Annotated in this window: 16 protein-coding genes and 1 other annotated feature; all 16 genes read right to left on the bottom strand. The window is 32.3% G+C overall.

Annotation, left to right across the window (positions count from 1 at the left end; translation table 4 throughout):
- Positions 1-555 (bottom strand): ATP synthase F0 subunit B, encoded by a 555-nt coding sequence (locus tag AACL07_RS00255; RefSeq protein WP_338983610.1) that lies wholly within the window; start codon positions 553-555, stop codon positions 1-3.
- An 11-nt stretch (positions 556-566) separates the two neighbouring features.
- On the bottom strand, positions 567-908 hold the full coding sequence (locus AACL07_RS00250) for a F0F1 ATP synthase subunit C (RefSeq protein WP_338983608.1): 342 nt from the start codon (positions 906-908) through the stop codon (positions 567-569).
- 11 nt (positions 909-919) lie between these two features.
- Positions 920-1717: a F0F1 ATP synthase subunit A gene (locus tag AACL07_RS00245; protein WP_338983606.1), complete on the bottom strand. Its 798-nt coding sequence runs from the start codon at positions 1715-1717 to the stop codon at positions 920-922.
- Complete coding sequence (locus AACL07_RS00240) at positions 1717-2094, bottom strand: MG406 family protein (RefSeq protein WP_338983604.1); 378 nt, start codon at positions 2092-2094, stop codon at positions 1717-1719. Before AACL07_RS00240 ends, AACL07_RS00245 begins: the two co-directional genes overlap by 1 nt.
- A gap of 89 nt (positions 2095-2183) precedes the next feature.
- Positions 2184-2810, bottom strand: a complete 627-nt coding sequence (gene upp, locus AACL07_RS00235; RefSeq protein WP_338983602.1) for a uracil phosphoribosyltransferase — start codon at positions 2808-2810, stop codon at positions 2184-2186.
- Between the two features lie 13 nt (positions 2811-2823).
- Positions 2824-4059: a serine hydroxymethyltransferase gene (gene glyA / locus AACL07_RS00230; protein WP_422397420.1), complete on the bottom strand. Its 1236-nt coding sequence runs from the start codon at positions 4057-4059 to the stop codon at positions 2824-2826.
- A complete protein-coding gene (gene rpiB, locus AACL07_RS00225; protein ID WP_338983599.1) occupies positions 4046-4483 on the bottom strand; it encodes a ribose 5-phosphate isomerase B in 438 nt (145 codons plus the stop codon). The genes glyA and rpiB overlap by 14 nt, the downstream gene beginning before the upstream one ends.
- Positions 4484-4566: 83 nt before the next feature.
- Positions 4567-4950, bottom strand: a complete 384-nt coding sequence (locus tag AACL07_RS00220) for a hypothetical protein (protein ID WP_338983597.1) — start codon at positions 4948-4950, stop codon at positions 4567-4569.
- 66 nt (positions 4951-5016) lie between these two features.
- A complete protein-coding gene (rpoC, locus tag AACL07_RS00215) occupies positions 5017-8760 on the bottom strand; it encodes a DNA-directed RNA polymerase subunit beta' (protein ID WP_422397425.1) in 3744 nt (1247 codons plus the stop codon).
- 13 nt (positions 8761-8773) lie between these two features.
- Positions 8774-12592: a DNA-directed RNA polymerase subunit beta gene (locus AACL07_RS00210; protein ID WP_338983593.1), complete on the bottom strand. Its 3819-nt coding sequence runs from the start codon at positions 12590-12592 to the stop codon at positions 8774-8776.
- A 92-nt stretch (positions 12593-12684) separates the two neighbouring features.
- Entirely contained in the window at positions 12685-13050 is a 366-nt protein-coding gene (rplL, locus tag AACL07_RS00205) for a 50S ribosomal protein L7/L12 (RefSeq protein ID WP_338983591.1), read from the bottom strand.
- A gap of 84 nt (positions 13051-13134) precedes the next feature.
- The gene (gene rplJ, locus AACL07_RS00200) at positions 13135-13632 is read right to left on the bottom strand and encodes a 50S ribosomal protein L10 (protein ID WP_338983589.1); all 498 of its coding nucleotides are present in this window, start codon (positions 13630-13632) and stop codon (positions 13135-13137) included.
- 35 nt (positions 13633-13667) lie between these two features.
- Positions 13668-13807 (bottom strand) — a sequence feature (ribosomal protein L10 leader region).
- A gap of 40 nt (positions 13808-13847) precedes the next feature.
- The gene (locus tag AACL07_RS00195; protein WP_338983587.1) at positions 13848-14141 is read right to left on the bottom strand and encodes an HNH endonuclease; all 294 of its coding nucleotides are present in this window, start codon (positions 14139-14141) and stop codon (positions 13848-13850) included.
- Between the two features lie 11 nt (positions 14142-14152).
- Positions 14153-15601 carry an MATE family efflux transporter gene (locus AACL07_RS00190; protein ID WP_338983585.1) on the bottom strand — a complete coding sequence of 483 codons (1449 nt, stop codon included), beginning with the start codon at positions 15599-15601 and terminating at the stop codon, positions 14153-14155.
- 49 nt (positions 15602-15650) lie between these two features.
- Positions 15651-16340: a 50S ribosomal protein L1 gene (gene rplA, locus AACL07_RS00185; RefSeq protein WP_338983583.1), complete on the bottom strand. Its 690-nt coding sequence runs from the start codon at positions 16338-16340 to the stop codon at positions 15651-15653.
- Positions 16340-16774, bottom strand: a complete 435-nt coding sequence (rplK, locus tag AACL07_RS00180; RefSeq protein WP_422397424.1) for a 50S ribosomal protein L11 — start codon at positions 16772-16774, stop codon at positions 16340-16342. The genes rplA and rplK overlap by 1 nt, the downstream gene beginning before the upstream one ends.
- Between the last annotated feature and the right edge of the window lie 170 nt (positions 16775-16944).

The raw sequence follows: 16944 nt of genomic DNA, 5'->3' as shown, positions 1-16944 counted from the left end.
TTATTCTACGTCTTTTAAGAAGTCTTCAATGTACTGATCATTTTCAGCATCATTTACATATGAGTGGATTAATTTAGCAGCCACTTCAAGTGACAGGTCAATAACCTCTTGTTTCATATTTTGTTTTGCTTCATGTTTTTGTCATTGAATATCATTTTCAGCTTTTAGTTTTAATGCTAAAATTTCTGATTGTGCCGCTTTATGGATTAAGTCTTTTTCTTCATTCGCATTAACAATAGCACTTTGTAAAATCGTATTTGATTCTTCATGTGCTTTAGCTAAAATCGATTTAGACTCAACTTCATTTTCTGATGCAGTTATTTGTTTTTCAACAGCTTCGTCTAAAAGTCTGTTGACCTCTTTTCTTCTTTCGATGATCATTTTTTTAGCAGGCTTATACATAAGTTTTGCTAATAATAAAATAATTACTATTGTTGCTACTATATGTGCAATTAGGTTTGGTATGTTTGGGAATAGCGACTCAATAATATTGGGTATACCTGGTAGGCCACCTTCTGTTTCTGCTCTTGTTAGCGTGTCTGCAAATTGAATCAAAATTTAATTTCTTATACTACGAATAAAATTAAGACCGCAACGATCAATCCGTAGATAGCTCCTGATTCAGCAATTCCTGCAAATACCATTCCTGTTTTTGTAACTTGTGCTCCAGCTTCTGGGTTTCTACCAATTGCTGTACATGCGTTAGCACCAATTCAACCTTGACCGATTGCGGCCCCTGTATATGCAACTGATGCAAGACCTGCACCAATATATTTTAGACCTCAATCTGTAACACCATCAGTACTTGGGCCATCAGCTGGGTTTGCTGTTGCCATAAACATTGGCATGAATACACTTCAAAATGAAGCATAGTTAATTAATAAATTTGAAAATACATCTAGTATCATAATTTTTTCTCCTATTTTCTTTGTTCTTGCATGTGGGTCAATCCTTTATCTTCCACATCCTCGTGTTCCTCGACGTGAACACTTTCTCCTCAATATGTTAATGTTAATGTTATAAATACAAACGACTGTAATCCACCTTCAAAGAAGTCTAGATACAGGTGAATAAATGGTGTAATCAATACTGCTCCAACATTTAAACCAGCTAATAGATATTCTGGTTTTAATGTTGATTCTGGATTTCAAATATCTCCAGCTGGGTTATATCCAAGAAGTAATGAACCTTGTAGTCCAATCATCATTCCATAAGCCATACCTAAGATAATTGATCCCCCTAATATGTTTCCAAATAAACGGAAAGATATAGATATCAACGGCACGAACTGTCCAATCAATTCCATTGGGTTTAGATACTTTCTAAAGAATCTGAATTTTTGAACCTTAAGTCCAAAATAGTAAATTCCAATAAATGTAACAAATCCCATTGCAAGTGTAACTGTAAGTGATGTTGTATGAGGTTCAAAACCAAGTAGTGACAACATAGAACCAGTGAAGATGTACATAATTATATACATCGCATATGGTGTAAGTTTTGCGTATTTTTTACCCATAGAACTTACGACCATATTTTCAACTGATCCAACAAATGTTTCAATCAAAACTAAGAAACCAGGCATCGGTTGTTTTACATTGTAATTTCTAACCTTTACATTGTAAACAATGCAAATGATACAAATAATTATTGTAGTTAAAACTATCGATGTTAGTTGTGGTGTTATACCTCAAAGTGTTGGCGATTCTGAAAAGAACATTAACCATTTCTCCTTATGTTGTATTCATAATAAAACTTTAATCCATTTGAGAATATAGTGTTTATCAAGACTCCGATCAGTATTCCGTAAACACTGAATACTGAATCTTTATATATACAAAATATAAACGGAACCAAGTAAAGACCGTGAATTAAGATCATGAAGAAAACAAACAAATATATATTAGAATGCTTGCTTAAGCTTTTATCTTTTAATGTTTGTAAATAAAATATCACTATAATAGTTGCTGACCCAATCATATATCCATATGTTCAATTCATCGCAATTATCTTTGTGATCGATAATATAAACAAGATAACAAGCATGATCACCATTACTACAGAAGATGTGATTATCCTCTTATGTAACGAATTCATAGTCCTCCTTGATTACGCATGTTTATATAATACTCCTATTTATTTTTTCTGATAATTTTTTTAACAAAAAAATAACACTTATCGTAGTGTTATTTTGTACCGAATATTCTATCTCCAGCATCTCCAAGACCTGGTTCAATATATCCTTTTTTATTTAAGACTGGATCTTTACATGCTAAGTAAATATCTACATCTGGATGTGCTTTTTTAATTGCATCAATTCCTTCTTGTACTCCAACAAGTCCAACAAACTTAATGTTTTTTGCGCCCTTGCGTTTGATGATATCAATTGCCATAACAGCACTTCCACCCGTTGCTAACATCGGGTCAACTACAAGTGTATATGATGAACCAATATCTGCTGGAGCTTTTGCATAATACTCAACTGGTTGCATAGTTGTTTCATCACGATATAAACCAACGTGTGCAATTTTTGCAGTTGGTATTATTTTTTGGATTCCATCAACCATTCCTAATCCTGCTCTAATAATTGGAACCAATACAACTGGTGTATCAATTTTATATCCTTTTGCATTTTTGAATGTTGGTGTATTGATTGATATTTCCTTTAATTTTACATCTCTGAAAATTTCATAAACCATCAACATTCCAATTTCGTTTAGGTTTTCTCTAAAGTCTTTTGATGATGTTTCTACTTTTCTCATTCTAGTTAATTTATCTAGAATTAAGGGGTGATCAAATATTACGATTGCCATTGTTGTTTTCCTCTTAGTATTTTATATTTTTGTAGATTGGGAATTTTTTGCAAATTGCATAAACTTCCTTTTTGATTTTATCTCAGTTTTCTTGAGTTCTATTTGTTAGTGCACTTACTATTCATTTTGATAAAATTTTAAATTCTTCTTTACCAAAACCACGAGTTGTCATAGCGGCTGTTCCTAATCTAATTCCTGAAGTTTTATAAGCTGATTCACTATCGAAAGGAATCATGTTTTTGTTTGAAACAATTCCAATGTCATTTAAAATTGTTTCAGCTTCACGACCTGTTATACCAAATGATTTTTTTACATCACCAATTAATAAGTGATTGTCTGTTCCACCAGTTAAAATGTTTAATCCATTTTTTTCTAGCTCTGTCGCAAACGTTGCACAGTTATCAACAACATTTTGCATATAAGTTTTAAACTCTGGTTTTGTGGCTTCAATGAACGCTTGCGCTTTTCCGGCGATCACATGTTCTAAAGGCCCGCCTTGTATTCCGGGGAAAATTGCTGAATTTAATTGTTTAGCATATTTTTCTTTTGCAAGGATTAAACCACCTCTTGCTCCACGTAAAGTTTTGTGTGTAGTTGATGTAACAACATCGGCATAGTCAACTGGGTTTTGGTGTAAACCAACAGCCACAAGACCTGCAATGTGTGCCATATCAACCATTAAAATTGCATTGTGCTTGTCAGCGATTTCTTTAAATTTTTTAAAGTCAATTGCTCTTGGATAAGCACTTGCACCAGCTACAATTAGTTTTGGTTTTTCTTTCGCAACTAATTTTTCTATTTCATCATAGTTTAATAAGTAAGTGTCTTTGTCTACACCATAATGGAAGAAAGTGTAATCTTTACCAGAAAATGAAACACTTGATCCATGTGTTAAGTGACCACCTGCTGCTAAGTCCATTGCAACAATTTTGTCACCAGGTTTTAAGAATGCTTGATATATTGCCATGTTTGCTTGACTACCTGAATGTGGTTGTACATTTGCGTATTCTGCGTTAAATAACTCTTTAACAGTATCGATAGCTAGTTGCTCAATTTGATCTACAAATTCACATCCACCATAGTATCTTTTAAATGGGTATCCTTCAGCGTATTTATTTGTTGCAATTGAACCAGTTGCTTCAAGCACTGCTTCACTTACATAGTTTTCACTTGCAATTAATTCAATGTGATTTTGTTGTCTTTCTAATTCTTTGTTTAATAAGTCTTTAATTAATTTATCCATTTGCATTATCTAGAGTTTTAACTCTTTCCTCGTGTCTACCACCTTCAAAAGATGTATTTAAAAATTCGTCAACAATTTCAATTGCTTTTTCATTTGCTATAAATCTAGCACCTAAAGCTACAATGTTTGCATTGTTATGTTGTCTTGCTAAGTGTGCTGCTTGTGTTTCATATACAAGTGCTGCACGTGCTCCGTTAACTTTATTTGCAGCAATAGATATTCCTATTCCACTTCCACAAATAACAATTCCTAAACTACCTTTATCTTTTGTTACGGCTCTACCAACTTCTATACCATATTCAGCATAGTTGCTTGATTTACCATCGTTATTACCTAAGTCGATAACTTCGAATTTATTATTTTCTAAATGTGCTTTTAAAATCTTTTTCATTTCAATTGCAGTGTGATCGTTTCCAATATATATTTTCATATCAATATTTCCTTTGCTTTGATACTTATATTTTAATTATCTTTATGTGAAAAACAATTAATAATTAAAATATATAAACACTTTTATTTTGATATTTCTTGAACTGCGAAATAGTTGTCTTCAATGTCAGAGAAGTTAAATACAAGTGTTCCACCCATGTCAACTAATTCTCCAACGTTTACTTTGTTTTTAATTAGTTCATCTCTCATTGCTTTCACGTCAAAACTTGAAAAGCAAATTGATGGTGTTCCTGTATTTAATTCTGGGTTCATTTGTTTAACGATGTTTATGTCAAAAAATTCAATAAATGTATCTGAACTTTTGTTATGAGCAACAGTTACAGAAATGACCTTTGATTCGTTTTCCGTTGTTTTTATTTCTACAAAATTTATTTTATTTATAAAGAAGTTTGCAACACCACTTGGGTCCTTTGCGTAGACCATTATTTTTCCAAATTTATCAACCATATATTTATATCTCCATATTTGAATTATAACTTTAAACAAAAAAATCCTTTACGGATTTTTTTATTTCTATTCAGTTTCGTTAATTTTTATATCACCCGATTCTTCATTAGAATAGTTAAATCCTGTTCCGGCTGGAATTAGGTTACCTAACATAATGTTTTCTTTTAGACCTTCTAGTTTATCAACTTTTCCACGGATAACAGCTTTTGTTAATACTTTGGCTGTATCTTGGAATGATGCTGATGATAAGAATGAGTCTGACTCAAGTGGAGCTTTTTTAATACCAAATACTTTTGGTTTTGCATTTGGAGGTTTAATACCTTTAATGATTGCTGCCTTAACTTCTGCTTTGAATGTGTTAACAGATACAATTTCACCTGGTAATAACTTAGTACCACCGGCATCAGTAATCTGAACTTTACTTAATATTTGTTTTGTAATTATTTCTATGTATTTATCTGAAATTTCAATACCTTGTAAACGGTAAACTTTTTGAACTTCTTTTAAGATGTAGTTTTGAACAGCATTAACTGTAGATACTTCAAGAAGGTCTTTTATGTAAATTGCACCTTCTGTTAGTTTTTGACCAGCAAAAACTTTGTCTCCTTTTACTACACGTAAAATTGATCCATATTGAGCTTTATGTTCTTTGATATCGTTTTTAGATTTAACAATGATTGTATAAATACCATCTTCTGATTCAATTTCTTCTACAGTACCTTCAAGTTTTGAAATGATAGCTGCTGCACCTTTTGGTTTAGTAACGTCAAACAATTCTTTAATACGTGGAAGCCCTTGAGTAATATCGGCCTCACCAGCAACCCCACCTGTATGGAATGTACGCATAGTTAGCTGTGTACCTGGTTCACCAATTGATTGAGCGGCAATAACTCCAACTGGTTCACCAATAGTTACTAGTGCACCTGTTGCTAAGTTAATTCCGTAACACAATTGACAAACACCACGTTTCGCATCACATGTTAGAACTGATCTAATTAGTACACTTTGAACACCAGCATCAACAATTTCTTTTGCTTTAATTACATCAATGATTTCATTTGCAGCTATTAGAGTTTTTGTTTTTGACTTAACGTCTTCGTATACATAACGTCCAATCAATCTATCAAATAGAGGGACAATAATACTGTTGTTTTTTGTATCGATAATATTTTTTACTAAGAATCCTTTTTTCGCTTTACAGTCAGCTGTTGTAACAACAACTTCTTGAGAAACGTCAACAAGACGACGAGTTAGGTAACCTGAGTCAGCTGTTTTAAGAGCAATATCGGCCATCCCTTTACGAGCACCATGAGTTGAAATAAAGAACTCAGAAACCGTCAATCCTTCACGGAATGATGACTTAATTGGTATTTCTTTAATATCCCCTTTAGGGTCATTCATAAGTCCACGCATACCTACTAACTGTGTAAAGTTAGATACGTTACCACGAGCACCCGAATCGGCCATAACAAAGATTGGGTTTTTTAAGTCTTGTCTTAAAACAGAACTTAAATCTTTTTGAATTCCGTCTTTAACTTTTGATCAAACATCAATTACACGACGTTTTTTCTCACGACGAGTTAACATACCTAATGTATAGAATTCTGTAATGTCTGCAACTTTTTTATCTGCAATTTTGAATGTTTCAAATTTTTTGTCAAACACAACTGCATCTCCAGCAGAGATTGTTGTACCTGATAATGTTGAGAATTTAAATCCTTGATCTTTCATATTGTCCAACATAACTGATGTAGCATCAGGTCCGTTTTCGTTAAAGTATCTTAAGATAATTGCTGAAAGTTCTTTTTTCTTAATTTGTTGTTGTATTTCATATTTCTTAGAAATGTATTCTGAAATATTAGTATTTTCTGTAACTAAGAATTTTTTAACTTCTTCTTCTGCACCATTAATGTTTCCATTTGTGATGAATGGGAATGCATTACCAAAGATTGAAATGTTGAAAATTAATTTTCCAACTGAAGATAATAAGTATTTATTTTTATCTTCTTCATCAAATTTTTTGTTTTTTAATTCACTTACTGGGAATCCTACGATTGCATGTAGTGATACTACTTTGTTTTCATATGCGTTTAATAATTCATTATATGAACCAAATAGCATACCTTGTCCTTCAACATCTTTTTCTTCTGTTGTAAGGAAGTAGTTACCTAAAATCATATCTTGAGTTGGAGTTACTATTGGTTTACCATCTTTAGGTCCAAGAATTGCTTTTGATCCTAACATTAATTCACGAGCTTCACTTACTGCATTTTTTGAAATAGGTAAGTGAACAGCCATCTGGTCACCGTCAAAGTCGGCGTTAAATGCTGTTGTAACTAATGGGTGAATACGTAAAGCTTTCCCTTTAACAATTTTTGGTTCGAATGCTTGAATACCAAGTCTGTGTAGTGTCGGAGCACGGTTTAACATAACCGGTCTTTCTTTAACAGCCTCTTCTAAAACCTCTCAAATTCTTGGGTCATTTTGTTGTATTAATTTTTCTGCAACTTTAACGTTTTCAGCATAACCTTTTAATTGTAATAAATTGATTACAAATGGTTTAAATAATACAATGGCCATATCACGAGGGATTCCAGCTTGGTGCATTTTTAAGTCTGGTCCAACAGCAATAACTGAACGACCTGAATAATCAACACGTTTACCTAAAAGGTTTTGACGGAAACGACCTTGTTTACCTTTAAGGATAGATGTTAGAGATTTTAAAGGTCTCTTATCTTTTCCAGTAACTGGTCTTGGTTTTCTTTCGTTATCTAATAGCGCATCAACAGCTTCTTGTAACATACGTTTTTCATTGTTAACAATAATTCCTGGAGCACCCATTTCTTTAACTTTTTTCAAACGTTCATTTCTAATAATGATACGTCTGTATAGGTCATTGATTTCTGATGTTGTAAATCTACCACCATCTAATTGGATTATTGGTCTAATGTCTGGAGGTATTACAGGAATTACTCGTAAGATCATTCACTCTGGTTTTGTGTTTGATTCTTGTAGAGAGAATAATGTTTCTAATCTTTTTAATAATTTTGTTTGTTCTGTGATTAAAGAAGTTTCAGCAATTTGTTGACGTAAATCTTTAATTTCTTTTGTTAGATCGATTTTCTTCAATAGTTCTTCAATAGCTATCGCACCAATACCAAATTTGATACTTGTATGTTTTGCAATAAATTCTGAAGCTTCATCCATAGAGAAAGGTATTCCAGGTGTACGTAAAATGTCTAATAATCTTAAACATTTCTTGTGTTGGAATAATCCTACTTCTAATTTAGTTTCAATATCTAATAAAATTTTAATTAGTTTTTCACGAGTTTTTCCTGAGTTAGCAGCACTTAAGTCTAGTACTTGTTTTTCTTTTAGGAAATCAGTGCCACCATTGTCAAGAACAATGTGGTTAACAAAGTAAACAACTTCTTCAACTTCTTTTGTTTTTAAATCAAGAATTGTAGCAAGTCTTGATGGGTTAATTTTTAACATTCAAATATGTGTAACTGGTTCTTCTAATTCGATGTGTCCCATTCTTTCACGACGTACAATCGCTTCAGTAATTTCAACACCACAACGTTCACAAATTTTACCTTTGTTTTTAATCTTTTTATATCTTCCACATGAACACTCATAGTTTTTAGTAGGACCAAAAATTCTTTCATCAAATAATCCATTTTTTTCTGTTTTAAGTGATTTATAGTTAATTGTTTCTGGTTTAGTTACTTCACCACGAGATCAACTTCTGATTACGTCAGGAGAGGCTAGTTCAATTTTTATGCTTTTTTTTCTGTCATTCATTTTAATTTATCCCCTATCCTTATTCTTCAGTATCGTCAACTTCACTATAGTCTGCAGGTAATTCATTTTCGATAACACTGTATTTTGTTTCGATAATGTCTACGTTGTCAAATTCAGTTTCAATTGATTGCTCATCGTATGCGTTAATATTCATTTTTTCACCTGTTTTATCATCAAACATAAACATGTCAAATCCAAGTCCCATGATTTCTTTTGTTAGAACATTAAATGATTCTGGAATTCCTGGTTTTGGTATTGGTCTATTTCTTACAATAGCTTCATATGTTTTTGTACGTCCAATAATATCATCAGATTTAATTGTTAATATTTCTTGTAGAGTATGCGCGGCTCCGTAAGCTTCAAGAGCTCACACTTCCATCTCACCAAATCTTTGTCCACCATTTTGGGCTTTTCCACCAAGTGGTTGTTGAGTAATTAATGAGTAAGGACCAACGTTACGTGCATGCAATTTATCATCAACCATGTGAGATAGTTTTAGCATGTACATTACACCAACTGAAATTGGCTTGTCAAATTTTTCACCAGTACGACCATCAACTAATGGAACTTTTCCATAGTCTGTCATTCCAGCTTCTTTCATGATTTCGTTTAGATCTTCATCTTTTACACCTTCAAATACAGGTGTAGAAATTTTGATTCCTAACTTTTTAGCAGCCATTCCTAAGTGTAATTCTAAGATTTGTCCAATGTTCATACGTGAAGGAATACCTTGGGGGTTTAACATAATGTCAACCGGTGTTCCATCTTCTAAGTGTGGCATGTCTTCTAATGGTAATACTTTAGAGATAACCCCTTTGTTACCATGACGACCAGCCATTTTGTCACCTTCTTGAATTTTACGTTTTTGAACAATGTAAATTTTAATAATTTCTAGTACGTCAGAAGGTAAGTCAAAACCATCAGCTTTTGAGAATCTCTTAACTGATTGAATAATTCCTTCTCCACCATTAGGCACACGTAGTGAGTTATCTTTAACGTTTTTTAGTTTTTCACCAAAAATAGCATGTAACAATTTATCTTCTGGAGATAGTTGTTGTTGCATTTTTGGAGTAACTTTACCAACCATGATATCTCCTGCTTTAACTTCACTACCGATTGCGATAATTCCGTCTTCATCAAGATTTTTCTTAGCTAGTTCTGAAACGTTAGGAACTTCACGAGTGATTTCTTCTGGTCCTTGTTTTGTTTGTCTTCTTTCGATTGTATATTCATCAATGTGAATTGATGTAAACACGTCATCTTTAACAACTCTTTCTGAAACAATAATAGCATCTTCATAGTTGTATCCATTTCATGTTGTAAAGGCTACAACCACATTTTGTCCAAGTGCTAATTCACCTTTGTCAATTGAAGGTCCATCGGCAATAACTTCGTTTAATGCCACTTTTTGTCCAGTCTTAACGATTGGTGAGTGAGTAATTGAAGTACCACTATTTGATCTTACATATGATGAAAGGTTGTATGTTTTGATTCCGTTTTTACCTTCAATGTCAACACGTCTTGCATCAACATAAGTAACAGTTCCTGCTTCGAATGAAACAATTGAATTACCTGAGTCACGTGCAATTTCGTGTTCTACACCAGTTCCAACAATAGGTGAATCTGGGTTAATTAAAGGCACAGCTTGACGTTGCATGTTGGCACCCATAAGTGCACGGTTAGCATCATCATTTTCTAAGAATGGAATACATGATGTAGCGATTGAAACAATTTGTTTTGGAGAAACATCAATGTAGTCAACTTTAGTTGGTGTAGTAATTACATCATCACCACGGTAACGAGCAACTAATTGTGCATCTAAAATTTTTCCTGATGCGTCTTTTGAAACGTTTGCTTGTGCCACAAAGAATTCTTGTTCTTGATCAGCTGTTAGATATTCATAGTCTTTCTCTTGAATAACACCATTGATAACTTTTCTGTATGGAGTTTCAATGAAACCATATTCATTGATTTTTGCATATACTGATAAGTTGTTAATCAATCCAATGTTTGGTCCCTCAGGGGTTTCAATTGGACAAATTCTACCGTAGTGAGATGTATGAACGTCACGTACTTCAAGTGCTGCACGGTCACGGCTTAATCCACCGGGTCCTAAAGCAGTTAATCTACGTTTGTTTGTTAATTCCGCTAACGGGTTTGTTTGATCCATAAATTGTGATAATTGAGATAAGTTAAAGAACTCACCGATTACAGCAGTCAATGGTTTGTTGTTAATAATGTTTCCTGGTTTAACTTTGTATAGGTTTGATGTTGAGATTTTTTCTTTAACATTTTTATCTATACGTACTAATCCAATTCTGAATTGGTTTTGTAATAACTCACCGATTGTTCTTACACGTCTATTACCTAAGTGGTCAATGTCGTCAATTTCACCGATGTCATGTACTAATCCAATTGCATAAGACATTGTTGCTAAAATTGCAGGAACTGATAATACAGTTACTGATTTTTCTTTTGTTTCTGGAATACCAATCATTACAACTGTTTCTGTCATGTTTGAATCAACAAAAACTTTAATTGATTGAATTTTGTTTTTTGTAGATAACAATTCTGGGTGGTATTTAATTGTTTTTTGCATAGCACCATTGTTCAATGCAACAAGCACTTTATCAATGTTTTCTCTTGTTACTTCTGTTCCAGTTGTTAATACAACTTTTCCGTCAATATCAATTAAGTCCTCGGCTAAAATTCTACCTCTTATTCTTCTTTGTAGAGCTAGTTTTTGTTCTAATTTAAATACACCTGTTTTTGTTAAATCATATTTTCTTCTTTCGAATAAAAGTGAGTATAGGTATTTTGAAGCACCATCAGAAGTTGCTGTTTCACCTTGTCTAATTTTTTTGTAGATATCTTGAACTGCATTTGCTCAGTCAGTTGTTACATCACCAGATATTAAATCTGAATTATATGTATCAACTAAAATTGTTTCTCTATCAAATAAATCAAGAATATATTCACTTGGCATACCTAACGCAGTCAATAAGTTTGTTGCTGTTGTTACACGTGACTTATCAATTTTTACGTTGAATATTCTTTCTGCTTTTTTAATTTTACTTGTTGATTTTGGATCAATTTTAAATTCCAATCATGTTCCCATTGATGGGATAATGTTTGCTTGGAAAATGTATTCACCATTTTTTCTTTCGATTTCTTTTTTGAAGTAACTACCTGGAGATCTAACTAATTGTGAAACAATTACTTTTTCACTACCATTAATTACAAAAGTTCCTCTTCTTGTCATTAATGGGAAGTCACCAAAGAATACATCAGCCGTTCTTGTGATGTCTACATTTGCATGTATAAAGTCTTCACTTTCCCCAGTGATTTCAACTTGGATTAAATCGTTTGTTGTGTTTTCTTTTGTTTTACCTTTAATTCCGTAGAAGTATAAGTTGTCTTTTTGGTCTTTAAAAGTAACAGAAGTTGTAGATTCTGATTTTTCTTCTAATCATGATTTCAATGCAGTTTTTTTGTCACCTGAGATCATTTCTTTTTCGATCTCAACGTTTTCCATTCTGATTGCGATTGATAGGTTTGCGTAAATTGGAGCTTCATAGATTTTACCTTCCGCCTTAGCACGGGCTTCATCCATTCTCTCTTCTCTAAATTCTCAACTGTTTAAACTTAAAATAACGTTTCCGTCATTTGAAACGATTGGAAAGATTTCGTTGAAAACTTCATCAATACCATCATGTTTAAATCATTTGAAAGTTTCTGTTTGTAACTCTATTAAGTTTGGAATTTCTAAATTACCTGAAACTTTTGTATAGTCACGACGTTCAACTAAATTGTTAATTTTTTTATTTCTGTATTTCATCTAAATGCCCCTTATGAATTAATTAATTTTTTATATATACTAGAAACCAAAATTCATCCTAGTGGATGTTATTTTGGAATAAATATAAGAAATTATTTTAATTCAACAGTTGCACCTGCGTCCATTAATTGTTTTTTGATTGCTTCACCATCTTCTGGTTTTACTTTTTCTTTGATAATTGCTGGTAATGTTCCGTCTACTAATTTTTTAGCGTCCATTAATCCTAGTCCTGTTAATTCTTTAACGATTTTAATAACTGATACTTTGTTTCCACCTGGTGATGTTAATAATACATTAACTTCTGTTGGTCCCGATGCTGCTTCAACTGGTGCTGCTGCGGCTCCTACTGATGCTACTACTCCGAAGTGATCTTCGATTGCTTTAACTAAATCGTTTAGTTGTTTCATTGTCATTTCTTCTAAAGATTTGATAATGTCTTCTTTTTTTAATGCTGCCATATTTTTTGTCCTTTTCCTTTATGTATATTTTGCTTTTTTGGTTGTTATTTCTTTTGTGCTATTAATACCTGTTGAATTAATTTCTTATTCAGTTTTTTGTTTTGATACTTCATCTATTGCTGCCATTGTTTTTCTCAATGGGTATAGTAGTGAAGATGCAAACATAGAGTATAGTTCTTCTCTTGTTGGTAATGCCGCGACTTCTTTGATACCTGCTGTATCTTTAACTTCGCCATCTACAATACCTGCAACAAGTTCTAATTTCTTATGTTTCTTTTTGAAGTTAGCAACTAATTTAGCTGCTGTAATGTTTTCTTCTGAGAAGATGTAAACATTTTGTTCTACTAAGAATTCATCAAGACCTTTTATTTTAAGATCTCTTAAAGCTCTTTCAACAAGTGAACCTTTGTAAACTTTAACTAAAGTGTTATTCTTTTTAGCTTCGTTTCTAAGTAAACTCATTTGAGCAACAGTCATAGTTTTGTAGTTCGCAATTACGAACCCTGCAGATTTTTTAATTCTGTCTGCAATTTCTTTTATGACTTCTGCTTTTTTAGCGTGAGCTGGTCTTTTTCCTGCCATTTGTTCTCCTTTATATTTAATTGTTTTTTGTATTTATAATCAAAAGAAAATCTCGGTCGTTGACCGAGATTAAATAAAAATAAAACTAATTATCTTAGTTGTACTTTATCGTCATCCTCGGTAACAAATTAAGGGTTGCCCCAGTTACTTTCTTTGGTATGAATAGCAATATAATAATATTACATATATGACTTAAATACAACTTAAATTATCACTTATTTAATTGTGCTGTTACTTTTATCATTATTACATCACGGATGTGTTGCTATCATATTTTCGTCAGCATCTGTTCCGCCAAGGAATTTAGCTTTTATATGATCTTTGTTCCACGCAAGACTGTGTGGTAATTCACTCAACTCATAAATGAATACCTCTTTATGCATTGGCTTTTTACACAAGTAACATTCTTTGTGCATTAACTCACAATCATCAATTTTACAACTACAATCTTTTGCGTTGAATCAGGCTGTGAATTTTTTATTTTCACTTTTATTTTTACTTCTAGACATATATATTCTCCTTATACTTGTTTAACATGTTTGAATCATTTTTTAGAAAATCATCTTTTAACATAAATAATAGATCTTGAAATTGGATCTAGTGCTACTACTACATTTATTAATAATATTCCTAAACCAACATTTCCTTTAACAATTAAGTTAATTGCTCATGGTAATGCCACCATCCCAATAATCATTGTAAATATTGAAACTATCAATGGAGTTCATAAGTCACCAACTGATCAAAGTGATCTTAGTAATGTCATATTAACCGTATCAAACAGACACTTAATAAATACAATTGAATACATTCACATTCCATACTTCAACACTAGCGCTTGATCTCTTCCGTATACAAATACTAGTAATGGATAAATTGCACCAAGTACAATTAAAGATAAAATCAACTGACCATAAATGGCAATTCTTCAACCATCTACCCCAGCTTGAAATGCGCCTTCTTTATCGTCCATCCCGATTTTTTTTGCAACCAAAATTGAAGTAACTGTTCCAGACGCTTGTAAGAATACCGTTGCAAACTCATTAATGGTTAGAATAGTTGCGTGTATCAAATATAGTTTAGTGAGGTCATCTGCTTGTGATAAATCACCACCTGTATCTAAATTTGTAATTGCAGCATTCGTTGAAAAGTTACAAAATTTCCATAGTGCTATTTCCATAGTTATTGGTAACCCAATTTTTACAATATTTGATATTAATCTTTTGTCTAAACTTTCTTTGAAACTATATTTTTTTAGATCGATTAATTGGTGAGCAATTATGTAGGCATATATCATTTGGAATAATGCCGCCACAGGAATACCAAGTGCTGCTAATAGTGGTTGTGTTTTAAAAACAAACAACACAACTGATACATAAATGATATCAAGTACACTAGCAACTACTGCACCGATGGCAATATGTTTTTGTTTTTTAATTGCTTGTAATCCAGAGATATAAACCTGAGCAATAGACATTAAAAATAATTGAATGACCATCAGTCTAAAGTATGAGCTGGCAAAATCAATTTGATTGTAATATGTTCCATGAACATCATTTCCTATATTTGTATTATCTATATCCAATAAACTTAATAGCTGCGGTGCTGATGATTCTACAATTATGATTACGATTAATGAAATTGTAATATTGACTAATAACCCATTTTTAATCACTTTACCAAGTTCTGCTTGTCTGCCTTGTCCAACTAAATTACTACCTACAACTAGTGCACCTGACGCTACAAGAGATGGGATAAATTGTATGGTTGTAAACATAAGTGTCGCTTTAACAATTAAACTTAAAAACTCATCATTGTGTCCTGAATATTGTGTAAACAAAAACATATTAATTTGAGCAATGATTGCAACAAAAAACAACTGAAAGAATATGTGCCCAGTCATGCTAATTATTTCTTTTCAGTTATTAGGAAAAAATACTTTTCTTAATTCAAATTTTTGTTGTTCCATATATTTATATTGTAATTAAAAAGAACACCAAGTGGTGTTCATTATGATATTAGTTTTGTTCGAATTGAACTTTGATTCCAGGTCCCATTGTAGATGAGATTGTAATGTTTTGTATATATGCACCTTTAACAACTGCGGGTTTTGCTTTTTTGATTACTTCAAAAATTGCATTGTAGTTTTTTTCTATATCTTCAGTTGAGAATGAAACCTTACCTAAAATTGAGTGAATGTTTCCTTCTTTATCTGTACGGTATTCTACTTTACCTTTTTTAATTTCATTAATTGCATTTGCAACGTTTGGTGTAACTGTTCCAGTTTTAGGGTTTGGCATTAAACCTTTTGGTCCTAAAATTTTACCAATTTTACCAAGTGAAGCCATAACTTCTGGTGTTGCGACAATTACATCGAAACCAAATCAGTTTTCTTTTGAAATTCTGTCGATCATTTCGTCACCACCAACAAAGTCTGCACCAGCCGCTTTAGCTTCTGCTTCTTTTGTTTTTGTGATTACTAAAACTTTTTGTGATTTTCCTGTTCCACCTGGTAATACCATAGCTCCACGAATTTGTTGATCTGCATGTCTTGGATCAACATTTAAGTTGAACGCAACATCTATTGTTCCATCAAATTTAGTTACAGATGTTTCTTTAACTAGTTTGATAGCTTCTGATAATGAGTATTGTTTTTGATTGTCAAATTTAGCGTAAGCAGCTTTTAATTTTTTAGATGTTCTAGCCATTATGCTTTACCTGCCTTAACTTCGTATCCTAATTTGATACCCATGTTTCTACATGTACCTTCGATGATACGCATTGCAGCATCGATGTTATCTGTATTTAAGTCGACCAATTTATACTCAGCAATCGCTCTTACTTGTTCTTCAGAAATTGTTGCAACAATTTCTGTTCCTGATTTAGAAGCACCTTTTTTAATATTTAATGCTTGTTTGATTTTGAAAGCTGCTGGTGCAGTTTTTAATTCAAAGTCAAATGATTTGTCATCATACGCTGTAATGATAACTGGAACTACTTCTCCAGCTCTTTCTTTTGTTGCATCGTTAAATGCTTTTGTGAATTGAGGCATGTTAATCCCAAGTGAAGCAAGTTCTGCACCTGGTTTCGCTTGCATTGCCATAAATTCTAATTTCGCTATACGTTTAATTTTAGCCACGATAAACCTCCATTGTTTATTGCTGTGATCCAAACGACGGTAACTCTTAAGGTTGTTACCTGTCTTTCACATTTCTTTAACCTAAGATAAATAATAACATGTAATTAAAAAAATTTAAATATCAAAATTGTTTGCTTAATGAATAAAAAAATAATCCAAAAGGATTATTTGAA

The organism is Spiroplasma endosymbiont of Othius punctulatus, from assembly GCF_964019505.1.
Lineage (GTDB): Bacteria > Bacillota_I > Bacilli_A > Mycoplasmatales > Mycoplasmataceae > TIUS-1.
Note: the sequence above shows the minus strand (reverse complement) of the source record. Positions and strands in the feature narration are given on the sequence as shown.